The following is a 20181-nucleotide window of genomic DNA, read 5'->3' as shown; positions in this document are numbered from 1 at the left end:
GTTGTTATTGGGTCACCCGCCGACCCGCCATGTCGCAGCCTAGGCTCCCTCCAACAACGGTTGCAATGCCACGCCCGCGCCTTCCAGGCCCGGATACGGCGCGGTCACCAGCCATACTGGCAGGCGATCGAAATAGCGGCTCATCTGCCCCTTCTCGCGCAGCGCCTCGCTGAAACCGCTGCGCAGGAACATCTCGGCGAAACGCGGCACCACGCCACCGACGATGTAAACGCCGCCACGGGCGCCGAGGGTCAGCACGTTATCGCCGACGATACGCCCCAGCCAGCGGCAGAACTGCTCCAGCACCGCCGTTGCATAGGCATCGCCGGCCAGCGCGGCCTTGGTGATAGCGGCGGGCGAATCGAACTCCACCTGCTGCCCGTCCAGCGCACAGCAGGCGCGGTAGAGCGTCAACAGGCCCGGGCCACTGAGTACTGCCTCGGCATTCACATGGCCCTGGGAACGATGCAGATGCGCCCAGATCGCCGCTTCTCGCTCGCTGCCGATCGGCAGGCAGATATGCCCGCCCTCTCCGGGCAACGCGCGCCATCCGCCGCCCGACAACGGCAACAATCCCGCAACGCCAAGCCCGGTGCCGGGCCCTATGACCAGCCTCGGGCGTCCTGGTTCAGGCTCGCCCTGGCAAACCGTGATGCGCTCACCGTCGTGCAACCGCGTCATACCAAGGGCCATGGCGGTGAAGTCGTTGATCAGCAACAGCTCTTTCACGCCCAGCTCGCGGCAGAAGGCTTCGCGGCTCAGCTGCCAATGGTTGTTGGTGAAGCGAAACAGATCGCCGCCCACCGGCCCGGCACAGGCCAGGCAGACCGCTTCGAGCGCGTCCAGCGGCTGGTCGACTTCACGCAGATAGGCGCGAATCGCCAGCTCCGGGCTCGCGTAGTCCGCGGTGGGGAGCACTCGAATCTGCTCGATGCGCTGATCACGCCAGAGGGCAAAACGTGCATTGGTACCACCGATATCTCCAACCAGCGCTGTGCTCATCTGAGCGCCTCCAGGCTCTCGGTGAAGGCACTGGCGCCCTGTTCTGCCGTACTGAACGAGGCGCGCATGAAGGCGAACAGCTCACGGCCGCAACCGATGCCCACGTCTTCTGGGCGAATCGCCGGTTCCCGCGCGCCCCACTCGACGGGGTCGACCAGCGCCAGCAACTCTCCGCTTTCGCCGTCGACGCGAAGGATGTCGCCATCGCGCACGCGCGCCAGCGGCCCCCCGTCCAGCGCCTCGGGGCAGACATGAATGGCCGCCGGCACCTTGCCCGACGCACCGGACATGCGCCCGTCGGTGACCAGCGCCACCTTGTAGCCTCGGTCCTGCAGCACACCGAGGAATGGCGTGAGCTTGTGCAGTTCGGGCATGCCATTGGCTTTCGGCCCCTGGAAACGCACCACGGCAATGAAATCGCGCTCCAGCTCGCCGGCCTTGAACGCCGCCGCCAGCTCGCTCTGATCGATGAATACCCGCGCCGGCGCCTCGACTACACGGTGCTCGGGTGCCACTGCGGAAATCTTGGTCACGCCGCGGCCGAGGTTGCCCTCCAGCACGCGCAATCCGCCTTCCGGCGAAAACGGCCGCTCCGCCGGACGCAGGATGCTCTCATCGAGACTCTGCGTCGGGCCGTCGCGCCAGACCAGCCTGTCACCGTCGAGGAACGGTTCCTGGATGTAGCGGCGCAGGCCTTTGCCGACCACGGTGTGCACGTCCTCGTGCAACAACCCGGCGTCGAGCAGCGTGCGCACCATGAACGGCACGCCGCCACAGGCGTGGAAATGGTTCACGTCGGCCTGACCGTTGGGGTAGACCTTGGCCAGCGTCGGCACCACCTCGGAAAGATCGGCCATGTCCTTCCAGGTCAGCTGGATACCAGCGGCGCGGGCGAACGCCGGGATATGCAGGGTGTGGTTGGTCGAACCACCGGTGGCGTTGAGCGCGACCACCGAGTTGACGATGGATTTCTCGTCGACCACCTGACACAGCGGCGTGTAGTTGCCGGCCTGATGGGTCAGGCGCGTGACCTGCTGCGCCGCTTCGCGAGTCAGCGCATCGCGCAGCGGCGTGTAGGGGTTGACGAACGATGAGCCCGGCAGATGCAAGCCCATGATCTCCATCACCACCTGGTTGGTGTTGGCGGTGCCGTAGAAGGTGCAGGTGCCGGGGCTGTGATAGGACTTCATCTCCGATTCCAGCAGTTCCTCGCGGCTGGCCTTGCCCTCGGCATAGCGCTGGCGCACCTCGGCCTTCGCCTTGTTGGGAATCCCCGAGGGCATCGGCCCACCCGGCACGAAGATGGTCGGCAGATGGCCGAAGCGCAGCGCGCCGATCATCAAGCCCGGTACGATCTTGTCGCAGATGCCGAGCATCAGCGCGGCATCGAACATGTTGTGCGACAGCGCAACGGCGGTGCTCATGGCGATCACTTCGCGGCTGGCCAGGCTCATCTCCATGCCCGCCTCGCCCTGGGTCACGCCATCGCACATGGCCGGCACGCCGCCAGCGAACTGGCCGACCGAACCGATCTCGCGCAGCGCCTGGCGAATCATTTCCGGAAAATGCTCGTAGGGCTGATGCGCCGACAGCATGTCGTTGTATGCGGAAACGATTGCGACATTCACCGCGTTCATCAGGCGCAGGCTCTGCTTGTCCTGGGGAGAATTGCAGCCGGCGACGCCATGGGCGAAGTTGGCGCATTGCAATCCACCTCGCTGCGGGCCTTCACTAGCGGCGGCGGCCATCATCGCCAGATAGCGCTCGCGGGTCTTGCGGCTGCGCTCGACCAGGCGCTCGGTGACTTCCAGAACTCGCGGGTGCATGCGTCTCTCCTGCTGCGGAATTTTGTTCTTCGACAACCATAAACCATCCGGAGTCGGTTGGCGTTCGGACAGGACGCAAGGCCAATGGTTGCGCGCGACGTGCAGCCAGACAGTGCGGGCGCCTCGGGCGAGCGTTCGCAGCGAGACGCGCTCGGCATCCCGCGATAGCCGCACTCAGGGGCTCGACTGTTCCTCGTCGGGGTCGATGTCCGCGGCTTGCGCTTCGAGCAGATCGTCGAAGTCGGTCTTCAGCCCCTGCTCCATGCCGTCGAGTTCGGCCAGCAGGCTGCGGAAGCTGGTCTGCTCACGCAGCGGCGCCGCCTCCTCGTCGACCACCTCGTCGGCCCGCGCCTGCAAGGCGACAGGCACCGGAGCGTCCTCATCGTCGAGTATCGGCTGCAACTCGGGCTCCATTTCGCGCAGCACGGCGAGCGGCGGCAGCTCATCGAGGTTCTTCAGGTTGAAATGGTCGAGGAACTGCCGGGTCGTGGCGAACATCGCCGGCCGACCCGGCACGTCACGATGGCCCACCACACGAACCCACTCGCGTTCCAGCAGTGTCTTGACGATCTGACTGTTAACCGCGACGCCGCGGATGTCCTCGATCTCACCACGGGTGATCGGCTGTCGATAGGCGATCAGCGCCAGGGTTTCCAGCATCGCGCGGGAGTAACGCTGCGGACGCTCTTCCCAGAGCCGACCGACCCACGGCGAAAAGCGCTGACGCACCTGCAGGCGGTAACCACTGGCGACCTCCTTGAGTTCGAAGGCGCGGCCCTTGCAGGATTTTTCCAGCACCTCGAGCGCTTTTTTCAGCTGCGCCGATGACGGCCGTTCGTTTTCCTCGAACAGCTCGCCGAGGCGCTCCAGGGATAGCGGTTTGCCGGATGCGAGCAGAAAGGCTTCGAGCAGCGAAGCGAGATCCTTGGGATCGGACAAGTCCACGATTGACTCCTGCAAATGCCTATTCGGTACGGCTGCGCACATGGATCGGCGCAAAGGGCTCGTTCTGCACCAGCTCGACCAGCGACTCCTTGATCAGTTCGAGCACGGCCATGAAGGTCACCACCACGCCGAGGCGCCCTTCCTCGATGCGGAACAGCGCTACGAAGGGAACGAAGCCACCATTCTTCAAGCGTTCGAGCACTTCGCTCATGCGTTCGCGGGTCGACAGCGCTTCGCGGGTGACCTGGTGACTCTCGAACATATCGGCGCGGCGCAGCACTTCGGCCATCGACACCAGCAGCTCTTCCAGACTGACTTCCGGAAGCAGCTTGCGCGCCCGGGCCTCGGGTGCATCGAGACGCGGCACCTGCAGGTCGCGGCCGACCCGCGGCAGCTCGTCGATGTCTTCGGCGGCGGCCTTGAAACGCTCGTACTCCTGCAGCCGGCGGATCAGCTCCGCGCGCGGATCGTCTTCTTCCTCGGCGACCTCCGCCGAGCGCGGCAGCAGCATGCGTGACTTGATCTCGGCGAGCATCGCGGCCATCACCAGATACTCGGCGGCCAGCTCCAGGCGCACCGATTTCATCAGCTCGACGTAGCCCATGTACTGACGGGTGATCTCGGCGACCGGAATATCGAGGATGTCGATGTTCTGCTTGCGGATCAGATAGAGCAGCAGATCCAGCGGGCCTTCGAACGCTTCGAGAAAGACTTCCAGCGCATCCGGCGGGATGTAGAGGTCCAGCGGCAACTCGGTCACCGCCTCGCCATAGACCAGCGCCAGGCGTAGCTGCTCGCCGGGCTGGAGCGCTTCGGGACTGGGGGACTCGGTTTGCTGCATGGACATCCTCAGAGGCTGCGGGCGCGCGTCAGCGGTAATTCAGGCCCATCGCCTGACGAACTTCGATCAGCGTCTCACGGGCTTCGTCACGCGCGTGTTCAGCGCCTTCGGCGAGGATGCTGCGAACCAGATCGGGGTTCTGCTCGTAGTCCAGCGCGCGTTCCTGCAACGGCGCCAGGTCCGACTTGATCGAGTCGATCAGCGGCGCCTTGCACTCCAGGCAGCCGATACCGGCGCTGCGACAGCCCTGTTCGGCCCATTGGCAGACATCCTGAGCGGAGTGCACCAGATGCATCTGCCAGACCGGGCAGCGCGTGGGTTCACCCGGGTCGCTGCGATGTACGCGTGCCGGATCGGTGGGCATGCGACGGATCTTCTCCTCGATCTCGTTCGGCGTGTCGCGCAGGTAAATGGCGTTGCTGTTCGACTTGGCCATCTTGCCGCCGTCGAGCCCGGAGATCTTCGGCGACTCGCCGAGTAGCGCCTGTGGCTCAGGCAACAGCAGCTTGCCGCAGCCTTCCAGATAGCCGTAAAGGCGCTCCTGATCGCCGATGGTGATGGTCTGCTGTTCCTTGATGATGGCGCGCGCGGTGTTCAGCGCGTCGACGTCACCCTGCTCCTGATAGCTCTTGCGCAGGCTGACATAGAGCCGCGAGGTCTTCTTGCCGAGCTTGCGGATCGCCGCTTCGGCCTTGTCCTCGAAATCCGCTTCGCGCCCATACAGATGGTTGAAGCGCCGCGCGACGTCGCGGGCGAATTCGATATGTGGCAGCTGGTCGGCACCAACCGGAACCAGGCCGGCACGATAGATCAGGATGTCCGCCGCCTGCAGCAGCGGATAGCCGAGGAAGCCGTAGGTATCCAGATCCTTGTGCTGCAGATTCTGCTGCAACTCCTTGTAGGACGGCACCCGCTCGAGCCAGCCCAGTGGGCTGATCATCGACAGCAGCAGGTGCAGCTCGGCGTGCTCCGGCACCTGTGACTGGATGAATAGCGTTGCGGAACTCGGACTGACGCCTGCGGCCAGCCAGTCCACCGCCATATCCATGATGTTCTGCGAGATTTCGCCGGAGTTTTCGTAGTCGGTGGTCAGCGCGTGCCAGTCGACGATGCAGAAGAAACACTCGTACTCGTGCTGCAGTTTGACCCAGTTCTTCAGCACGCCGTTGTAGTGGCCGAGGTGAAGCCGGCCACTCGGGCGCATACCGGAAACCACGCGCCGCTGCGAATCCATGGAGCTCAAAAGGGTGTCCTTAGTTGATAGTGTACGGGCACGCTGCCTTTCAGCCTCAGGCCATAAAGGGTGCCGGATCGCCACAACCGACCCGCACTACCTCGGGTTGATCGTCGACCAGGCTGACCACCGTCGATGCCTCGACGCCACCGTAACCGCCATCGATGATCAGGTCTACCTGATGCTCCAGCGCATCGCGCATCTCGTACGGATCGCTCATCGGCAGTTCCTGCCCGGGCAGGATCAGGCTGACGCTCATCAGCGGCTCACCGAGTTCCTCCAGCAGTGCCTGGGCGATTGGCTGCGCCGGCACACGCAGGCCGATGGTGCGCCGCTTGGGGTGCAGCAACATGCGTGGCACTTCGCGGGTGGCCGACAGGATGATGGTGTACGGCCCCGGCAGATGAGCCTTGAGCAGGCGGAAAGCGGCGGTATCGACCTTGGCGAATAGCCCCAGCTGCGACAGATCGCGACAGGCCAGGGTGAAGTTGTGCTTGTCGTCCAGCTGGCGCAGGCGACGGATGCGCTCGATGCCCGCCTTGTTGCCCATCGAGCAACCGACGGCATAACTGGAATCGGTCGGGTACACCACCACGCCGCCCTTGCGGATGATTTCCACGGCCTGTTTGATCAGGCGTGGCTGGGGGTTATCCGGGTGGATCTGAAAAAACTGGCTCATGGAAACTCCCTGTTCAGCTGGCAGCAGATGTGCGGCGCTCATGATCGAAATGTCTCCAAAGCGGCGACAGGTCTTCCGGCAAGCTGCGGTACAGCCCAAGCTCCGACCAGTCGCCGGGCGCATGGAAATCACTGCCAACCGTGGCCATCAGGCCCAGCTCTCGTACCAGCGTGGACAGACCGCCGACCTGTTCCAGCGGCTGCATGCCATTAACCACTTCCAGCGCATGACCGCCAGCCTGGGCGAAATCGACGACCAGTCGGCGCCGCTTGCTGCGCGTGAAATCATATTGCCAGGGGTGTGCCAGGCTGATCCAGGCGCCGGAGTCGCGCAAGGTCTGCACCGTCTGCTCAAGGCTCGGCCAGTGCTGCTTGACATCACCGAGCTTGCCCGAGCCCAGCCACTTGCGGAACGCCTCGGCGCGGTCACGCACATGACCGGCGCGTACCAGGAAATCGGCGAAGTGCGGCCGCGCCGGTGCGTTGCCGCTATCGCCGAGTTCCTGCTGGATCGCTCGGGCACCTTCAAGCGCACCGGGCATCCCCTTCGCCTCTAGCCGCTGAGCAATCAGCTCGGCGCGGCGCCAGCGCCCCTCGTGCAACTGCGCGATCGACTGCTGCAACGCCGGTGCCTCGGCGTCGAACGCATAGCCCAATACATGAATGGTAGCCCCGTTCCATAGACACGACAGCTCGATGCCGTTGACCAGCTGCATGCCCAGCCTCTGTGCTGTGCTCCGCGCCTCGGCAAGACCGTCCACCGTGTCGTGGTCGGTGAGTGCCAGCAACTGGATGCCCCGCGCATGAGCGCGTTCTACCACAACGGCAGGCGCCAGCGCGCCATCCGAGGCGGTGCTGTGGCAATGCAGATCGACAATCATCTAGTAACGCACTCCAGTGAGGTGCTGAGACCTCGAGAAAAAACAACCGTGAGCCGTGGCGTTTGGCGTTTTACCGGCCCGAACAAACAGGCGCTCACGTGCAAACGGCCGGCTAGTCTAACGCCGCGCCGAGGCTTTGGCTTGCATACGCGCCTTCGGCACAGCGCCGGTGCCTGCAAACTCGCTCCTGCTTCGACCGCTGATCCCGTTCACCGTGCGGTCTACCTGCGTCCCGAACAAGCGTGACACTTCCGCCACAAGCGCCGTTTGCTATGATGCCGCGCTGCACGGCAGGCAACGCAACGCGTCCGGACTAGCGCCGCCGGCAACGCTGCTGCCGCCGACATGCATGCGCCTAGCTTTTCTACCGCTACACCCGCAATCCACGCGAACGAGGACCGACCATGCTGTACGCCGTTATCGCCACTGACGCCCCGAACTCCCTGCAAAACCGTCTCGCTACCCGCCCGGCCCACCTGGCACGCCTGGAACAGCTGAAGAATGAAGGTCGCCTGGTGCTCGCCGGTCCGCACCCGGCCATCGACAGCAACGACCCGGGCGAAGCAGGCTTCAGCGGCAGCCTGGTTGTCGCCGAGTTCGACTCTCTGGAAGCGGCACAGCAGTGGGCCGATGCCGATCCCTATATAGCCGCGGGTGTTTACGCGAACGTAGTGGTCAAGCCGTTCAAGAAAGTGCTGCCCTGAGCCGACACAGCAGGGAATAGCGATTCTGCCCCGGCCGCTGGCGCTCCACGGCCTCGTAAGGAAATAGGAGTTCCGATGCGTCAACGACCGCTCTCCCTGCTGTTTGCCCTGACACTGCTCGCCCCCGTGCTACACGCCGAGGAAGCGGCGCCGGAACCCTACGTTCCAGCGGTCGAATCCAGCGAGCCCATCGACTTCGAAGAGATGGAAGGCGCCCCTGAACCGCAGGCCGCGACGCCGGGTGCCGACACTACCCAAGCATTGCTACTGCGCCTGCGCGAAGAAAACCGGCGCCTGCGCCTGCAGTTGCAAACCGAGCAGGCGAAAGCGATACCGGTACTGCTGAACGATCAGCAGCAATGGTTTGCCGTGGGCGGTGCAGTCGGTGTCGTCAGTTTTACCCTGGGCCTGCTGGTCTCGCGCGGTCGCCGCCGGCGCCAATGGCTCAACTGATCATTCGAGCCGACATGAGTGAACTACTGCTTATCGACGACGACCAGGAGCTCTGCGAGCTGCTGATCAGCTGGCTGGCTCAGGAAGGCTTCGTCGCCCACGCCTGCCACGATGGCAAAAGTGCGCGCCAGGCACTTGCAGAGCACCAACCGGCAGCGGTGGTCCTGGACGTGATGCTCCCCGATGGCAGCGGCCTGGAGCTGCTCAAACAGCTGCGCAGCGAGCATCCGCAGCTGCCGGTGTTGATGCTTTCCGGCCGTGGCGAACCGCTGGATCGCATTCTGGGTCTGGAACTCGGTGCCGACGATTACCTTGCCAAGCCCTGTGACCCGCGCGAACTTACCGCGCGCCTGCGTGCCGTTCTGCGCCGTAGCCAGCCTACGGCGACGCCGAGTCAGGTCGAACTCGGCGATCTCTGCTACAGCCCAGCGCGCGGCATAGCCAGTGTCGGCGGTGCCGAGGTCAGCCTGACGTTGTCGGAGGGCCGCATTCTCGAGGCGCTGCTGGCGCAACCCGGCGAGCCGATGGACAAACAGGCCCTGGCCCAGCATGCACTGGGGCGCAAGCTCACCCTCTACGACCGCAGCCTGGACATGCACGTCAGCAACCTGCGCCGCAAGCTCGGCCCCCACGCCGACGGCAACCCGCGCATCGTGGCGCTGCGCAGCCGTGGCTACCTTTACGCTGTCTGACCGTCTTTACCGAGGCTTTACCCTGGGCTGACCGCGCTTGACCTTGCCCTGCATAGACTGAGCTCATCCGGTCACAGCCCGCCGCCAGCAATCAGATCATGCTGCGGCACGGCCGGTGTCCCACATCCAGGAGAGTATTCAGATGCGCAAATCACTCGTAGCCCTACTGTTCGCCGCCGCCCTGCCAGCCCTCGCCGTAGCCATGCCTGGTGGCATGCAGGACGGCCAGCACACGGGCAAGCGCGCCCCACACATGTTTCACGGCCTGGACCTGACCAAAGAGCAACAGCGCGAAATGCGCAAGCTGATGGGCGAGCAGATGAAGCAGCGCCAGGAAATCACCCAGCGCTATCTCGACAAGCTGCCTGAAGCCGAGCGCAAGGCCATGCAGAAGGATCTGGACGCCAGTCGGGAAACGACCCACCAGAGCATGCGAGCCCTGCTCAAGCCCGAGCAGCAACAAGCCTTCGACGAAGGCATGAAGAAAATGGAAGAAAAGCGCGCCGAGCGTGCCGAGTTCCTTGAGTGGAAGGCCGAACGCGATCAGAAGAACTGATCTCGAGCTTTCCTGAAACCTGCCCGGCCAGCTTCCGCCAGCGTACGCAACGCTGGACGGAAGCTGGCCGGGCTTTGCCGTGGAGAGACCTGTGCGATCACTGTTCTGGCGCATTCTCGCGACATTCTGGCTGGCCATCGCGCTGGTTGCCGGCCTGGCGATGCTGCTTGGCCATGCGTTGAACCAGGACGCCTGGATTCTCGGTCGTCACCCGGCCCTGCAAGGTCTTGCCGAAACCTGGACGGAAGTCTACGAGCGCCAGGGCCCCGTGGCCGCGCAGCGTCTGCTCGAACAGCACCGGCATCGCTCGCGCGTTGATGTGCAGGTACTTGCCGAAAACGGCCAGCCGATCATTCGCGGCACCTTTCCCGCGCGCGCCGCCGCCTTCGAGGCACGCCATCAGAATCGTGAGCGCCAGCTACCCTGGCGGCGCCTGACCGCCGATTACACCAGCCCCACCAGCGGTGAAACCTATCTGTTCATTTACCGCATTCCGCATCCCGAGCTGCAAGCCTGGCACCGAGGCAGCCTGGCGTGGCCGCTGAGCGCATTGGGCATCGCGCTGGTGGTGCTCACCGGCTTCAGCCTGCTACTGACGCTATCGATAACCCGCCCGCTGGATCGACTGCGCCGGGCGGTGCATGACCTGGGGCAGACCAGCTATCAACAGCAATCTCTGGCCCGCCTGGCGACCCGCCGCGACGAGCTTGGCCTGCTGGCCAGCGACTTCAACCGCATGGGCGCGCGCTTGCAGGCGCTGATCAGCAGCCAGCGTCAGCTGTTGCGCGATGTGTCCCACGAGCTGCGCTCCCCCCTGGCGCGCCTGCGCATAGCCCAGGCACTCGCCGAGCGCGCCAGTCCGAGCGAGCGCGAAGTGATCTGGCCGCGCCTGGCCAAGGAGTGCGACCGACTGGAAGCCCTGATCAGCGAGATTCTCGAACTCTCGCGCCTGGATGCCGAGCCAGGCACCGCAACGGGCGTCGATCTGCCCGCAATGTTTGAACAACTGGAAGACAACGCCCGCATCATCGCCCCGAATCAGCGCATCGACAGCCGGGTACAACCCGGGCTTCGCCTGATTGGCTGGACGGACATGCTGGAACGGGCGCTGGACAACCTGTTGCGCAATGCCCTGCGATTCAACCCAGAGGGTGTACCCGTGGAGCTGCATGCGCAGCGCGAAGGAAACGAGGTGGTACTCAGCGTGCGCGACCACGGCCCCGGAGTCGCCGACGAGCATCTACCGCAACTCAGCGAGCCCTTCTTCCGCGCGCCTGGGCAGACGGCTGCCGGGCATGGCCTCGGACTGGCCATCGCCCGCCGCGCAGCCGAGCGGCATGGTGGACAACTGGAGCTGAGCAACCATCCCGACGGCGGCTTTGTTGCCAGTCTGCGTCTGCCGCTGGCAGACGATTCGGCCCAAGGCCAAAGCCTTTAGATACCGGGTTGACCATCCCAGCCAGCAACGAAGGCCTGCGGGTCGAGCACCGGCGCCGTGCGCACCCGTCCTTCTGGTGTCCCGAGATACAGGAAGCCGAGCACGTGCTCCTGCTCGCGCAAACCCAGCCCCTCGAGTACATGAGGGTCGTAGGCAAACTCACCGGTGCGCCACACCGCACCGATCCCCTGGGCGTGCGCAGCCAGCAGCAGGCCATGGGCCGCACATCCTGCAGCGAGCAACTGCTCGCCGTCCGGCACTTTCGGGTGCGCCTTGAGGCTCGCAATCACCACGATCAGCATCGGCGCACGCAGCGGCATGTTGCGCGCTTTCTGCAAGGCCTCTTCGGAGGCTTCCGGGTTACGCAATTGCAAGGCGGCGGCAAACAGCTCACCGAGCTTGTGTCGCGCGTCGCCCTCGATGGTCAGAAAGCGCCAGGGATGCAGTTGGCCGTGATCCGGCGCGCGTAACGCCGAGCGGAAGAGCAGATCGAGTTGAGCGGCATCGGGGGCCGGCTCGCACAGGCGAGTGACCGATACGCGATTGAGCAACAGGTCCAGAGCGTCCATCCATTACCTCCTAAGGCGGTCGGACATTCTAGAGGGTGTTGCCGCCGTATCGCGAGTGATGGCCGGCACTTGATTCGGTCTGATGCTCAGGCCACGCGATCCGGAGACAGCTGCGGTTGCAACGGTGGCACCAGTGGCGGCAACCCATGTGCCGCCCGCGCCGCATCGCAGTGCGGTTTGTGCTCGCCATTCTCCCAGGAGGCCTCGAACTCGCGACAGGTACTGGATCGCTGTTCGTACATGCTGCAACGAACCCCGCAACCTACGTCGCCCAGCAAGCCAACACAGCGGGCGGGCTTGCTGTCGGTGCCGAGCATGGCCACATGAAATGGCGAAACCTGGACCGTCAGATGATCCGGAACCGCGCCGCCAGCCGATACGCATTCACCAAAATAGAAGGACACACGAAAGTACGCGCAGCAAGCGCCGCACGTGAGGCAGGGATTTTCGATGGACATGGCAGGTGAACACCCAGAGACCGGAATGGGCCGGCGCCCGGGCGGCTATTCTATTCATGCCGCTGCGCTTGGGAAGAGGCGCCGCGGCTGCCGAGAAAACATTTTTCAACCAGCCGTCGGGCGGTTTACTGGCGGAGCGACGCGAGTAAAATGTTCGCCCTCTTTCACCGTGCCGAGCACCCTCTACATGGCCTTGCCGACCTTACGCATAATCGGTTTCATCCTCGGCATTTTCCTGATTACCCTGGCCGTCAGCATGATCATTCCGATGCTGACCCTACTGGCGTTCGAACGCACCGATGACCTGCAGGCATTCATCTGGGGCAGCCTGATCACCTTCTCCTGCGGCTTCGCCCTGGTCGCGCCGGGTCGACCGGCCAACACCAACCTGCGACCGCGTGACATGTACTTCCTGACCACGATCAGCTGGGTAGTGGTCTGCTGTTTCGCCGCCTTGCCATTGATGCTGATACAGCACATCAGCTATTCGGATGCCTTCTTCGAAACCATGTCGGGCATCACCACCACCGGCGCCACCGTACTCTCGGGACTCGACAGCGCGTCCCCGGGGCTGCTCATGTGGCGTTCGCTGCTGCACTGGCTGGGCGGTATCGGCTTCATCGGCATGGCGATCGCGATCCTGCCGCTGCTGCGCGTCGGCGGCATGCGGCTGTTCCAGACCGAGTCATCGGACTGGTCCGAGAAGGTGATGCCACGCTCGCACGTTGCCGGTCAGTACCTGCTGGTCATCTATGTGACCTTCACCATCGCGGCATTCGTGGCATTCCTCCTGACGGGCATGAGCATCTTCGATGCCATCAACCATGCGATGTCGACGGTCGCCACGGGCGGCTTCTCCACCTCCGATGCATCGATGGGCAAGTTCGGTCCATCCGCGCACTGGGTCGCGATCTTCTTCATGCTGCTTGGCAGCCTGCCGTTCACCTTGTATGTGATGACGCTGCGAGGCCATCACACGGCGTTGTTCAGGGACCAGCAGGTACGAGGCTTCGTGATGATGCTTGCCATCACCAGCCTGCTGTTCAGCGGCTGGTACTGGTTGAACAACGATATTCCCGCGCTGGATGCCCTGCGCATCGTCACGTTCAGCGTGGTATCGGTGGTCACCACCACCGGCTTTGCGGTGGACGACTACACCCAGTGGGGCGGCTTCGCCGTCATGGCGTTCTTCTATCTCACCTTCGTCGGCGGCTGCTCGGGCTCGACGTCCGGCGGGCTGAAGATGTTCCGCTTTCAGGTTGCCTATTCGCTGCTGCGGGCCAACTTCAAGCAGCTGATTCACCCCCGCGCCGTAATCCGTCAGCAGTACAACGGGCACAATCTCGACGAAGAGATCGTCCGCTCGATTCTCACCTTCTCTTTCTTCATCACCATGACCATCGGCGTACTGGCGCTGTGCCTGGCGCTGCTCGGGCTGGATCCGATCACCGCGCTCACCGGCGCGGCGACTGCCGTCTGCAACGTCGGCCCGGGACTGGGCGAGATCATTGGCCCGGCGGGCAACTTCTCCACGCTGCCCGACACCGCCAAATGGTTACTGTCGATCGGCATGCTGCTGGGTCGATTGGAGATCATCACCGTCCTGGTCTTGCTGACCCCGGCATTCTGGCGTCACTGATCAGGCTGCAGCTCCTGAGCCGCGTTTGAACAGCCGGCCGCCAAGCGTCACCAGAGCCAGCACCACACCGCCTGCGACGATGCCGAACGCGGCATCGAGCAGCGTTGGCAGCAGCCCGCCGAGCACCGCCCCGACGTAAGGCAGCCCGAGGGCGTCATGCGCGCTGCTCTCGATGAAATGATGCACGGCGCGGATGCCGTGGGTGAGGATGCCGCCACCGACCATGAACATTGCCGCGGTGCCGATGACCGACAGCGACTTCATCAGCCACGGCGCGACGCTCAGAATGCCGCGCCCGACGGCACTGGCCACGCCACTGGCCCGTTTGCTCAGCGCCAGGCCAAGATCGTCGAGTTTGACGATGGCGGCGACCAAGCCATAGACGCCCACCGTCATGAGAATGGCGATGCCGACCAGCACCAGCACCTGCTGGCTGAATGACGCCGCGGCGACCGTGCCGAGGGTGATGGCGATGATTTCGGCAGACAGGATGAAGTCGGTGCGCACCGCGCCGCTGATCTTTTTCTTCTCGAACGCGACCATGTCTACCGAAGGGTCGGCAAGCGCCTTCACCGTCTCGTCATGCTCGCCGTGATCCTTGTGCAGAAAGCGGTGCGCCAGTTTTTCGAAGCCCTCGTAACAGAGAAAGGCGCCCCCGAGCATCAGCAAGGGCGTGATCGCCCACGGCAGGAAGGCACTGATCAACAATGCAGCCGGTACCAGAATCGCCTTGTTGCGAAACGACCCCTTGGCCACCGCCCAGACCACCGGCAGTTCGCGGTCGGCCTTTACGCCGGTTACCTGCTGGGCATTGAGGGCAAGATCATCGCCCAGCACACCGGCGGTCTTCTTCGCCGCGACCTTGGTCATGACCGACACGTCGTCAAGCACGGTGGCAATATCGTCAATCAACGCGAGGAGGCTGCTAGCCAATTGGGTGTCTCCGCTACTTGAAAAGGCGCATATCAATACCCGATCTGCTGTAGCTAAGGCTACGCCCATGCACGCTGGTTCCTAGAGTCGGGATCGCGCAGCCAGACGGTACTCGCCAGGCGTCATGCCGAACCAGCGCTTGAACGCTCGGTAGAAATTGCTCGGGTCGGCAAAGCCCAGCAGATAGGCAATTTCCAGCGGCGCAAGATCCGGCTGAGCCAGATGCTGGACGGCCAGGTCGCGACGGGTATCGTCGAGCAGTTGCTGAAACGTGCTCCCCTCCTCCTGCAGGCGCCGCTGCAGGGTGCGCTCGGACAGACACAATGCCTGCGCAACGATCTCGCGTCGGGGTTCGCCCTGGGGTAGCAGCCGACACAGAATCTGCCGTGTGCGATGCAGCACCCGAGTGTCGGCGAATCGTGAAAGGTACTCACCAGCGAAACGATCGTGCAGCTGCGCCAGCGCCTCGTTGGCAGTTGGCAAGGGCATTTCGACGTCGGCCTGACGGAACAGCAGCGCATAGCGCTGCGCTTCGAAGCGCAGCGGCGCCTGGAACAGTTGCCGGTAGGGCTCGAGATCGTCCGGTGGCGGTCCCTGAAAACTCACCTCCAACGGCCGCAGCATCGTGCCGCTCAGCCAACGGCAGAACGTCAGACACCCCGCCAGCGAGCCTTCAGCGCTTTGTCGAGCCGGGGGCAACCGGTCGCCGAGGATCGTCAGGCTCAGCCGATACCCTTCTGCACAGGGCTGGAAATCCAGGTCGGCCCCTTCGGCGATGATCCGCTGATAGCGCACCAGCCGGGCGAAACCTTCCTTCAGATTGCAGCTGGACATCAACGCATAGCCAACGACGTTCAGCGCAGCGGGACGCACCTGGCGCGCCATGTCCAGTCCGATCGCGGGATTGCCGGAAACCGCCACCGCACGCTGCCACAGGCGGGTCATGTCGTCTTGCGCAAAACGCGCATCGGGATCGTTCAGGGCCGAATAATCAAGGCCAAGTTCGCCGAACAGCTGGCGGCAATCGACCCCTGCCGATTCCAGGCTCTGCACGATGCCCTGCGCCCAGCTCGAGGAAGTGGTGCGTACGATCATGTGGTTGTTGTTCTTCTGGAGGTCGGTCAACTGCATTCAAGGCTACTAAACTGGCCGTGATTGTCACTGACGCGCAAGGTCTGAGGTGCTTAATCTGGCCCCGACAATAACAGGAGGTAAGCCATGAGTACGCAAACCGCCGAACGCTTTACCCGCTTTGCCGACTTCTACCCGTTCTACCTGGCCGAGCACCGCAACCCTACCTGCAGACGCCTGCACTTTATCGGCAGCCTCCTGGTACTGGCCATTCTGGGTTATGCAGTGTTCACCCAGCAGTGGCTCTGGCTGCTCGCCATGCCGGTGGCCGGGTATGGCTTCGCCTGGATCGGGCACTTCATCTTCGAGAAGAATCGCCCAGCGACATTTCAATATCCGCTGTACAGCTTTCTCGGCGACTGGGTCATGTTCAAGGACATGCTGACCGACCGTATCCGCTTCTGAGAAGGCAGCAGCATATCCGACGGGCGTTACGCCTGTTTTCCACCTCTGGTTTGGCGATGGGGCGCGGCTTGGTTATGATCTGTCGGCTGTCATGCGAGCCGGCAGTTCCAAGCCACCGCGTGACGGCGAGACTGCATGCCGAATGCGCTGTTCTCCGCCACTGCCTTTGCCGCGGACGGGTTGCGCTCGCGTGAGTCTGCAAGGCGCCTAGAGAAGGCGTCGACAAATTACCAGGGATCGTACGCATACATGACTTCCACCACGGTTGAGCGCCGCAACGGCCTCGCTACTCGCCCATTGCGCGAGTACTACTCGCGTGTGCTCGCCTATCTGATCTGCGCCGCGACGCTTGCCGCTGGTACCTACACCCAGTATTTCTCGATGGACCTGTTGTGGATGGTGCCGTATGCCCTGCTCTATCCGCACCTTGCCTATCACCTGAGCTATCGATTCAAACGCGACCATCCCGAGCGTACCTCGCAGGTTCTGCTTTGCCTGGACGCATTGAATGCAGGTGCCGGCGTAGCGCTGCTCGGTTTCTCGATCGTGCCCAGCCTGATGTTTCTACTGACGCTCAGCTTCAGTGCTCTGGTGATCGGCAGCCTGCGCAACCTGCTGATGGCGCTGATCTGCGCCGCCGCGGGAACAGGCCTGATACTCCTTGCCATACCGATGGAATACCGGGGCACCACACCGCCGCTGGTCTCGCTGGTCAGCATCCTCTTCACCACTCTGTACGTCTGCGCGACCGCCTACTTCGTTCACCAACAAGGTCTGCGCTTGGCGATTGCCCGCAAGGAAATCGAAACGGAACAGGCCAAGGCCGCCCGATTGGCGCGCAACCTGGCCAAATACCTTTCGCCGCAGGTGTGGGAATCGATCTTCACGGGCAAGCGCAGCGTTCGCCTGGAAACCCAGCGCAAGCGTCTGACTGTGTTCTTTTCCGATATCAAGGGCTTCACCGAACTCGCCGAGGAGCTGGAAGCCGAAGCGCTCACCGATCTGCTCAACAACTACCTCAACGAAATGTCGAAGATCGCCCTCAAGTACGGCGGCACCATCGACAAGTTCGTCGGCGATTGCGTGATGGTGTTCTTTGGCGACCCGAGCACCCAAGGCTCCAAAAAGGATGCCGTAGCGGCAGTCTCCATGGCGATTGCCATGCGCAAGCACATGAAGGTTCTGCGCCAGCAGTGGCGTGCCCAAGGCATCACCAAACCCATGGAAATTCGCATGGGCATCAACACCGGTTACTGCACGGTCGGCAACTTCGGTGCTGACACCCGCATGGACTACACCATCATCGGTCGCGAAGTGAACCTCGCCAGTCGCCTGGAGAGTTCAGCCGAAGCCAGCGAGATTCTGGTTTCCCATGAAACCTACTCGCTGATCAAGGACGTGATCATGTGCCGTGACAAGGGGCAGATTCCGGTCAAGGGCTTCTCCCGCCCGGTGCAGATCTATCAGGTAGTCGACTTCCGCCGCGATCTGGGTGCCACCTGCAGTTTCGTCGAGCACGAACTGCCGGGTTTCTCCATGTACCTGGACACCAACGGCGTGCAGAACTTCGACAAGGAGCGCGTCATCCAGGCTTTGCAGCAGGCCGCGGATAAACTTCGCGACAAGGTTATCCTCTGATCTTCTGACCCGCCGGCCGCCTGCCGACTGACAGCACTCGCCAGCGACGTGCCCGCCTTCGAGACCGCCGCCAGATGTTATCGCTGCGCAATTATCACCACGACGTCATCGCCCACAGCCACGACCACCCACAGCTGGTGTTCGGGCTCAAGGGACTGCTGGAATTCGAGATAGGCGGGCGCGTCAGTTGCGTCGGCGAACAGAGCCTGGCTGTCATCCCCTCCGCCACCCATCACGCATGTGCCAGCACTTCCGGCAGCCACTGCCTGGTGCTGGACCTCCCCTCCGAAAACTGGGTTCGTGAAAACCTTGGCCATCACGCCGAGCGCAGCCTGCGGCTATTGGACCGACCGGATACGCCGCGTCTCGCTCCGGCACAGCAGAGCCTGGTCGCCTGGCTGGCGCGCAGTCCGATCAACGATTCGGTGATCGCTGCGCAAGGTACCGCGCTGTTGCTGGCCAGTCTGGCCAACACGGACCAACCACCGCGAGACAGGCATGGCCTGCCACTAGCGGCTGTTGATGCATTCATCGACCAGCATCTGCCCCATCCACTTCAGGTCGCCGACCTGGCCCGTATTGCAGGCTGTTCGGTGGCGCGGCTGCATGCACGTTTCCTCCACGAAACCGGCAAAACGCCCATGGAGTACGTGCGAGAGCGCCGCTTGCAACACGCCGAAGCCTTGCTGCATGACACGCGGTTGCCAGTCGGAGAGATTGCCGCACGTGTGGGTTATGCATCGCAAAGTGCCTTCACCGCAGCACTGGTGCGCGTGCACGGTCGCTCACCCCGTATGTTGCGCCGCGAGTTGCGCGACAAAACCGATGACTGACGCGAAAGACACAGCCTTGGCTGTCGTCCTAGCATGGCTGCAAATCACTAAATCTGAGCAGCCATGAACTCCCCCGCAGCACTCCCGTCTCGCCTGCCCCGCTCCTGCACCTCCGTCAGGTCGACCACCAAATGACCCCGCGTAACGCTCTGCTGGCGATCCACCTCGGCGCGTTGATGTTTGGCCTTTCCGGCGTGCTAGGAAAACTGGCCGAAAGCTCGGCGCTGATCATCACCTTTGGTCGCGCGCTGTTCGCCGTGCTGGCATTGCTGATCGTCGCGCAGCTGCTACGGCCCAGCGGGGCGAGCCCGAACTGGCGACAACGCGGCGGCCTGGCACTGGGTGGCCTGCTGCTCGGTGCCCATTGGCTGACCTTTTTCATCGCCGTGAAGATCGCCGGCGTAGGCATCGCCACCTTGGGTTTCGCCAGCTTCCCGGCCTTCACCGTGCTGCTCGAAGGCCTGCTGTTCCGCGAACGTACCCGCCCGGTCGAGTTCGCCATGGTCGGGCTGGTTTGCGCCGGCCTGCTGCTGGTCGCGCCAGCATTCGACCTCAACAGCGGGCCGACCGCCGGATTGCTCTACGGGGTGCTCTCCGGACTGCTGTTCGCCTTGCTGTCGCTACTCAATCGCGCCGTTACCCGAGGGCTCGATCCGGTTCGCTCCGCGCTCTGGCAGAACCTGGCGATCCTTGCCGCTCTGCTGCCATTCAGCTGGTCGGCGATTCCGGCCATCCCCGCGCAGGACTGGCTGTGGCTGGCCCTGCTCGGCGTGCTCTGCACAGGGCTGGCGCACAGCCTGTTCGTCGCCAGCCTGCGGGTGCTGAAGGCGCGCACCACTTCGGTGATATTTGCCCTCGAGCCGGTCTACGGCATCGCCTTCGCCTGGTGGCTGTTCAACGAGCAACCGACACTTCGAATGCTGCTGGGCGGCGCCTTGATCATCATCGCCAGCGTCGTCACCAGCCGCCTGAAAAGCCCGCCAAGCATGACTGTGAAACCCGCAAGCTGACGCTCAGCGATCGTTGTGACCCAGCGAGCGCTGTGGATCGATGCGGTCACGCACGCGCTGCTTGAGCTCCTTCGCCTCGGGGAAGCCGCCGTCATGCTTGCGCTCCCAGATCTGCTCGCCATCGCAGCTGATATGGAAAGTACCGCCAGTGGCGGGCACCAGGCTTACGCGCCCAAGATCATCGGCGAAGGTCGACAGCAACTCCTGAGCGAGCCAGGCGGCGCGCAGCAGCCACTGGCACTGGGTGCAATAAGTGATGACGATTTCCGGCTTGCTTGAGCTCATTGGCGACGACTCCCACTGGTTCATGGCGGC

22 protein-coding genes are annotated in these 20181 nt (G+C 63.5%); 10 read left to right on the top strand and 12 right to left on the bottom strand.

The features are described from left to right. Positions 1-39: 39 nt before the first annotated feature. The 7 genes from PSEST_RS09245 to PSEST_RS09215 form a co-directional block, all read right to left on the bottom strand. Entirely contained in the window at positions 40-1002 is a 963-nt protein-coding gene (locus PSEST_RS09245) for a glucokinase (protein ID WP_015276737.1), read from the bottom strand. Beyond that, complete coding sequence (gene edd, locus PSEST_RS09240; RefSeq protein WP_015276736.1) at positions 999-2828, bottom strand: phosphogluconate dehydratase; 1830 nt, start codon at positions 2826-2828, stop codon at positions 999-1001. The genes PSEST_RS09245 and edd overlap by 4 nt, the downstream gene beginning before the upstream one ends. A gap of 174 nt (positions 2829-3002) precedes the next feature. Further along, positions 3003-3773 carry an SMC-Scp complex subunit ScpB gene (gene scpB / locus PSEST_RS09235; protein WP_015276735.1) on the bottom strand — a complete coding sequence of 257 codons (771 nt, stop codon included), beginning with the start codon at positions 3771-3773 and terminating at the stop codon, positions 3003-3005. A 19-nt stretch (positions 3774-3792) separates the two neighbouring features. Continuing rightward, on the bottom strand, positions 3793-4614 hold the full coding sequence (locus tag PSEST_RS09230) for a segregation and condensation protein A (RefSeq protein WP_015276734.1): 822 nt from the start codon (positions 4612-4614) through the stop codon (positions 3793-3795). A 28-nt stretch (positions 4615-4642) separates the two neighbouring features. After that, the gene (locus PSEST_RS09225; RefSeq protein ID WP_198286410.1) at positions 4643-5848 is read right to left on the bottom strand and encodes a tryptophan--tRNA ligase; all 1206 of its coding nucleotides are present in this window, start codon (positions 5846-5848) and stop codon (positions 4643-4645) included. Positions 5849-5903: 55 nt separating this feature from the next. Then, entirely contained in the window at positions 5904-6527 is a 624-nt protein-coding gene (locus PSEST_RS09220; protein ID WP_015276732.1) for an L-threonylcarbamoyladenylate synthase, read from the bottom strand. Positions 6528-6540: 13 nt separating this feature from the next. Then, entirely contained in the window at positions 6541-7407 is an 867-nt protein-coding gene (locus PSEST_RS09215; protein WP_015276731.1) for a PHP domain-containing protein, read from the bottom strand. A 404-nt stretch (positions 7408-7811) separates the two neighbouring features. Between PSEST_RS09215 and PSEST_RS09210 the strand changes: the two genes are divergently transcribed. From PSEST_RS09210 to PSEST_RS09190, 5 genes are all read left to right on the top strand, one after another. Then, a complete protein-coding gene (locus tag PSEST_RS09210; protein WP_015276730.1) occupies positions 7812-8111 on the top strand; it encodes a YciI family protein in 300 nt (99 codons plus the stop codon). 75 nt (positions 8112-8186) lie between these two features. Further along, positions 8187-8564 (top strand): hypothetical protein, encoded by a 378-nt coding sequence (locus PSEST_RS09205; RefSeq protein WP_015276729.1) that lies wholly within the window; start codon positions 8187-8189, stop codon positions 8562-8564. Between the two features lie 14 nt (positions 8565-8578). Continuing rightward, positions 8579-9256: a response regulator transcription factor gene (locus tag PSEST_RS09200; protein WP_015276728.1), complete on the top strand. Its 678-nt coding sequence runs from the start codon at positions 8579-8581 to the stop codon at positions 9254-9256. A 142-nt stretch (positions 9257-9398) separates the two neighbouring features. Beyond that, entirely contained in the window at positions 9399-9812 is a 414-nt protein-coding gene (locus PSEST_RS09195; RefSeq protein ID WP_015276727.1) for a Spy/CpxP family protein refolding chaperone, read from the top strand. Positions 9813-9903: 91 nt separating this feature from the next. Further along, positions 9904-11250: a sensor histidine kinase gene (locus PSEST_RS09190; RefSeq protein ID WP_015276726.1), complete on the top strand. Its 1347-nt coding sequence runs from the start codon at positions 9904-9906 to the stop codon at positions 11248-11250. On the opposite strand, the gene PSEST_RS09185 is transcribed toward PSEST_RS09190, so the two are convergent. After that, complete coding sequence (locus PSEST_RS09185; protein ID WP_015276725.1) at positions 11247-11819, bottom strand: NAD(P)H nitroreductase; 573 nt, start codon at positions 11817-11819, stop codon at positions 11247-11249. The two genes, PSEST_RS09190 and PSEST_RS09185, sit on opposite strands and share 4 nt — an antisense overlap. A gap of 86 nt (positions 11820-11905) precedes the next feature. After that, the gene (locus PSEST_RS09180; protein WP_015276724.1) at positions 11906-12277 is read right to left on the bottom strand and encodes a YkgJ family cysteine cluster protein; all 372 of its coding nucleotides are present in this window, start codon (positions 12275-12277) and stop codon (positions 11906-11908) included. 187 nt (positions 12278-12464) lie between these two features. On the opposite strand from PSEST_RS09180, the gene PSEST_RS09175 reads away from it, so the two are divergent. Beyond that, positions 12465-13916: a TrkH family potassium uptake protein gene (locus tag PSEST_RS09175; RefSeq protein WP_015276723.1), complete on the top strand. Its 1452-nt coding sequence runs from the start codon at positions 12465-12467 to the stop codon at positions 13914-13916. Here the strand turns inward: PSEST_RS09175 and PSEST_RS09170 are convergent, their stop codons facing one another. Together PSEST_RS09170 and PSEST_RS09165 are read right to left on the bottom strand one after the other, a co-directional pair. After that, positions 13917-14849 (bottom strand): DUF808 domain-containing protein, encoded by a 933-nt coding sequence (locus PSEST_RS09170; protein WP_015276722.1) that lies wholly within the window; start codon positions 14847-14849, stop codon positions 13917-13919. It abuts the gene before it with no gap. A gap of 81 nt (positions 14850-14930) precedes the next feature. Then, the gene (locus PSEST_RS09165; protein WP_041756978.1) at positions 14931-15944 is read right to left on the bottom strand and encodes an AraC family transcriptional regulator; all 1014 of its coding nucleotides are present in this window, start codon (positions 15942-15944) and stop codon (positions 14931-14933) included. Positions 15945-16067: 123 nt separating this feature from the next. Between PSEST_RS09165 and PSEST_RS09160 the strand changes: the two genes are divergently transcribed. From PSEST_RS09160 to PSEST_RS09145, 4 genes are all read left to right on the top strand, one after another. Continuing rightward, positions 16068-16385 (top strand): Mpo1-like protein, encoded by a 318-nt coding sequence (locus PSEST_RS09160; RefSeq protein WP_015276720.1) that lies wholly within the window; start codon positions 16068-16070, stop codon positions 16383-16385. 249 nt (positions 16386-16634) lie between these two features. After that, the gene (locus PSEST_RS09155; protein ID WP_041756583.1) at positions 16635-18023 is read left to right on the top strand and encodes an adenylate/guanylate cyclase domain-containing protein; all 1389 of its coding nucleotides are present in this window, start codon (positions 16635-16637) and stop codon (positions 18021-18023) included. A 74-nt stretch (positions 18024-18097) separates the two neighbouring features. Further along, on the top strand, positions 18098-18856 hold the full coding sequence (locus PSEST_RS09150; RefSeq protein WP_015276718.1) for an AraC family transcriptional regulator: 759 nt from the start codon (positions 18098-18100) through the stop codon (positions 18854-18856). A 131-nt stretch (positions 18857-18987) separates the two neighbouring features. Further along, positions 18988-19866, top strand: a complete 879-nt coding sequence (locus PSEST_RS09145) for a DMT family transporter (RefSeq protein WP_015276717.1) — start codon at positions 18988-18990, stop codon at positions 19864-19866. A 3-nt stretch (positions 19867-19869) separates the two neighbouring features. Here the strand turns inward: PSEST_RS09145 and PSEST_RS09140 are convergent, their stop codons facing one another. Beyond that, on the bottom strand, positions 19870-20151 hold the full coding sequence (locus tag PSEST_RS09140) for a SelT/SelW/SelH family protein (protein ID WP_015276716.1): 282 nt from the start codon (positions 20149-20151) through the stop codon (positions 19870-19872). Positions 20152-20181 lie beyond the last annotated feature (30 nt).

This window comes from Stutzerimonas stutzeri RCH2, from assembly GCF_000327065.1.
Classification (GTDB): domain Bacteria; phylum Pseudomonadota; class Gammaproteobacteria; order Pseudomonadales; family Pseudomonadaceae; genus Stutzerimonas; species Stutzerimonas stutzeri_AE.
Note: the sequence above shows the minus strand (reverse complement) of the source record. Positions and strands in the feature narration are given on the sequence as shown.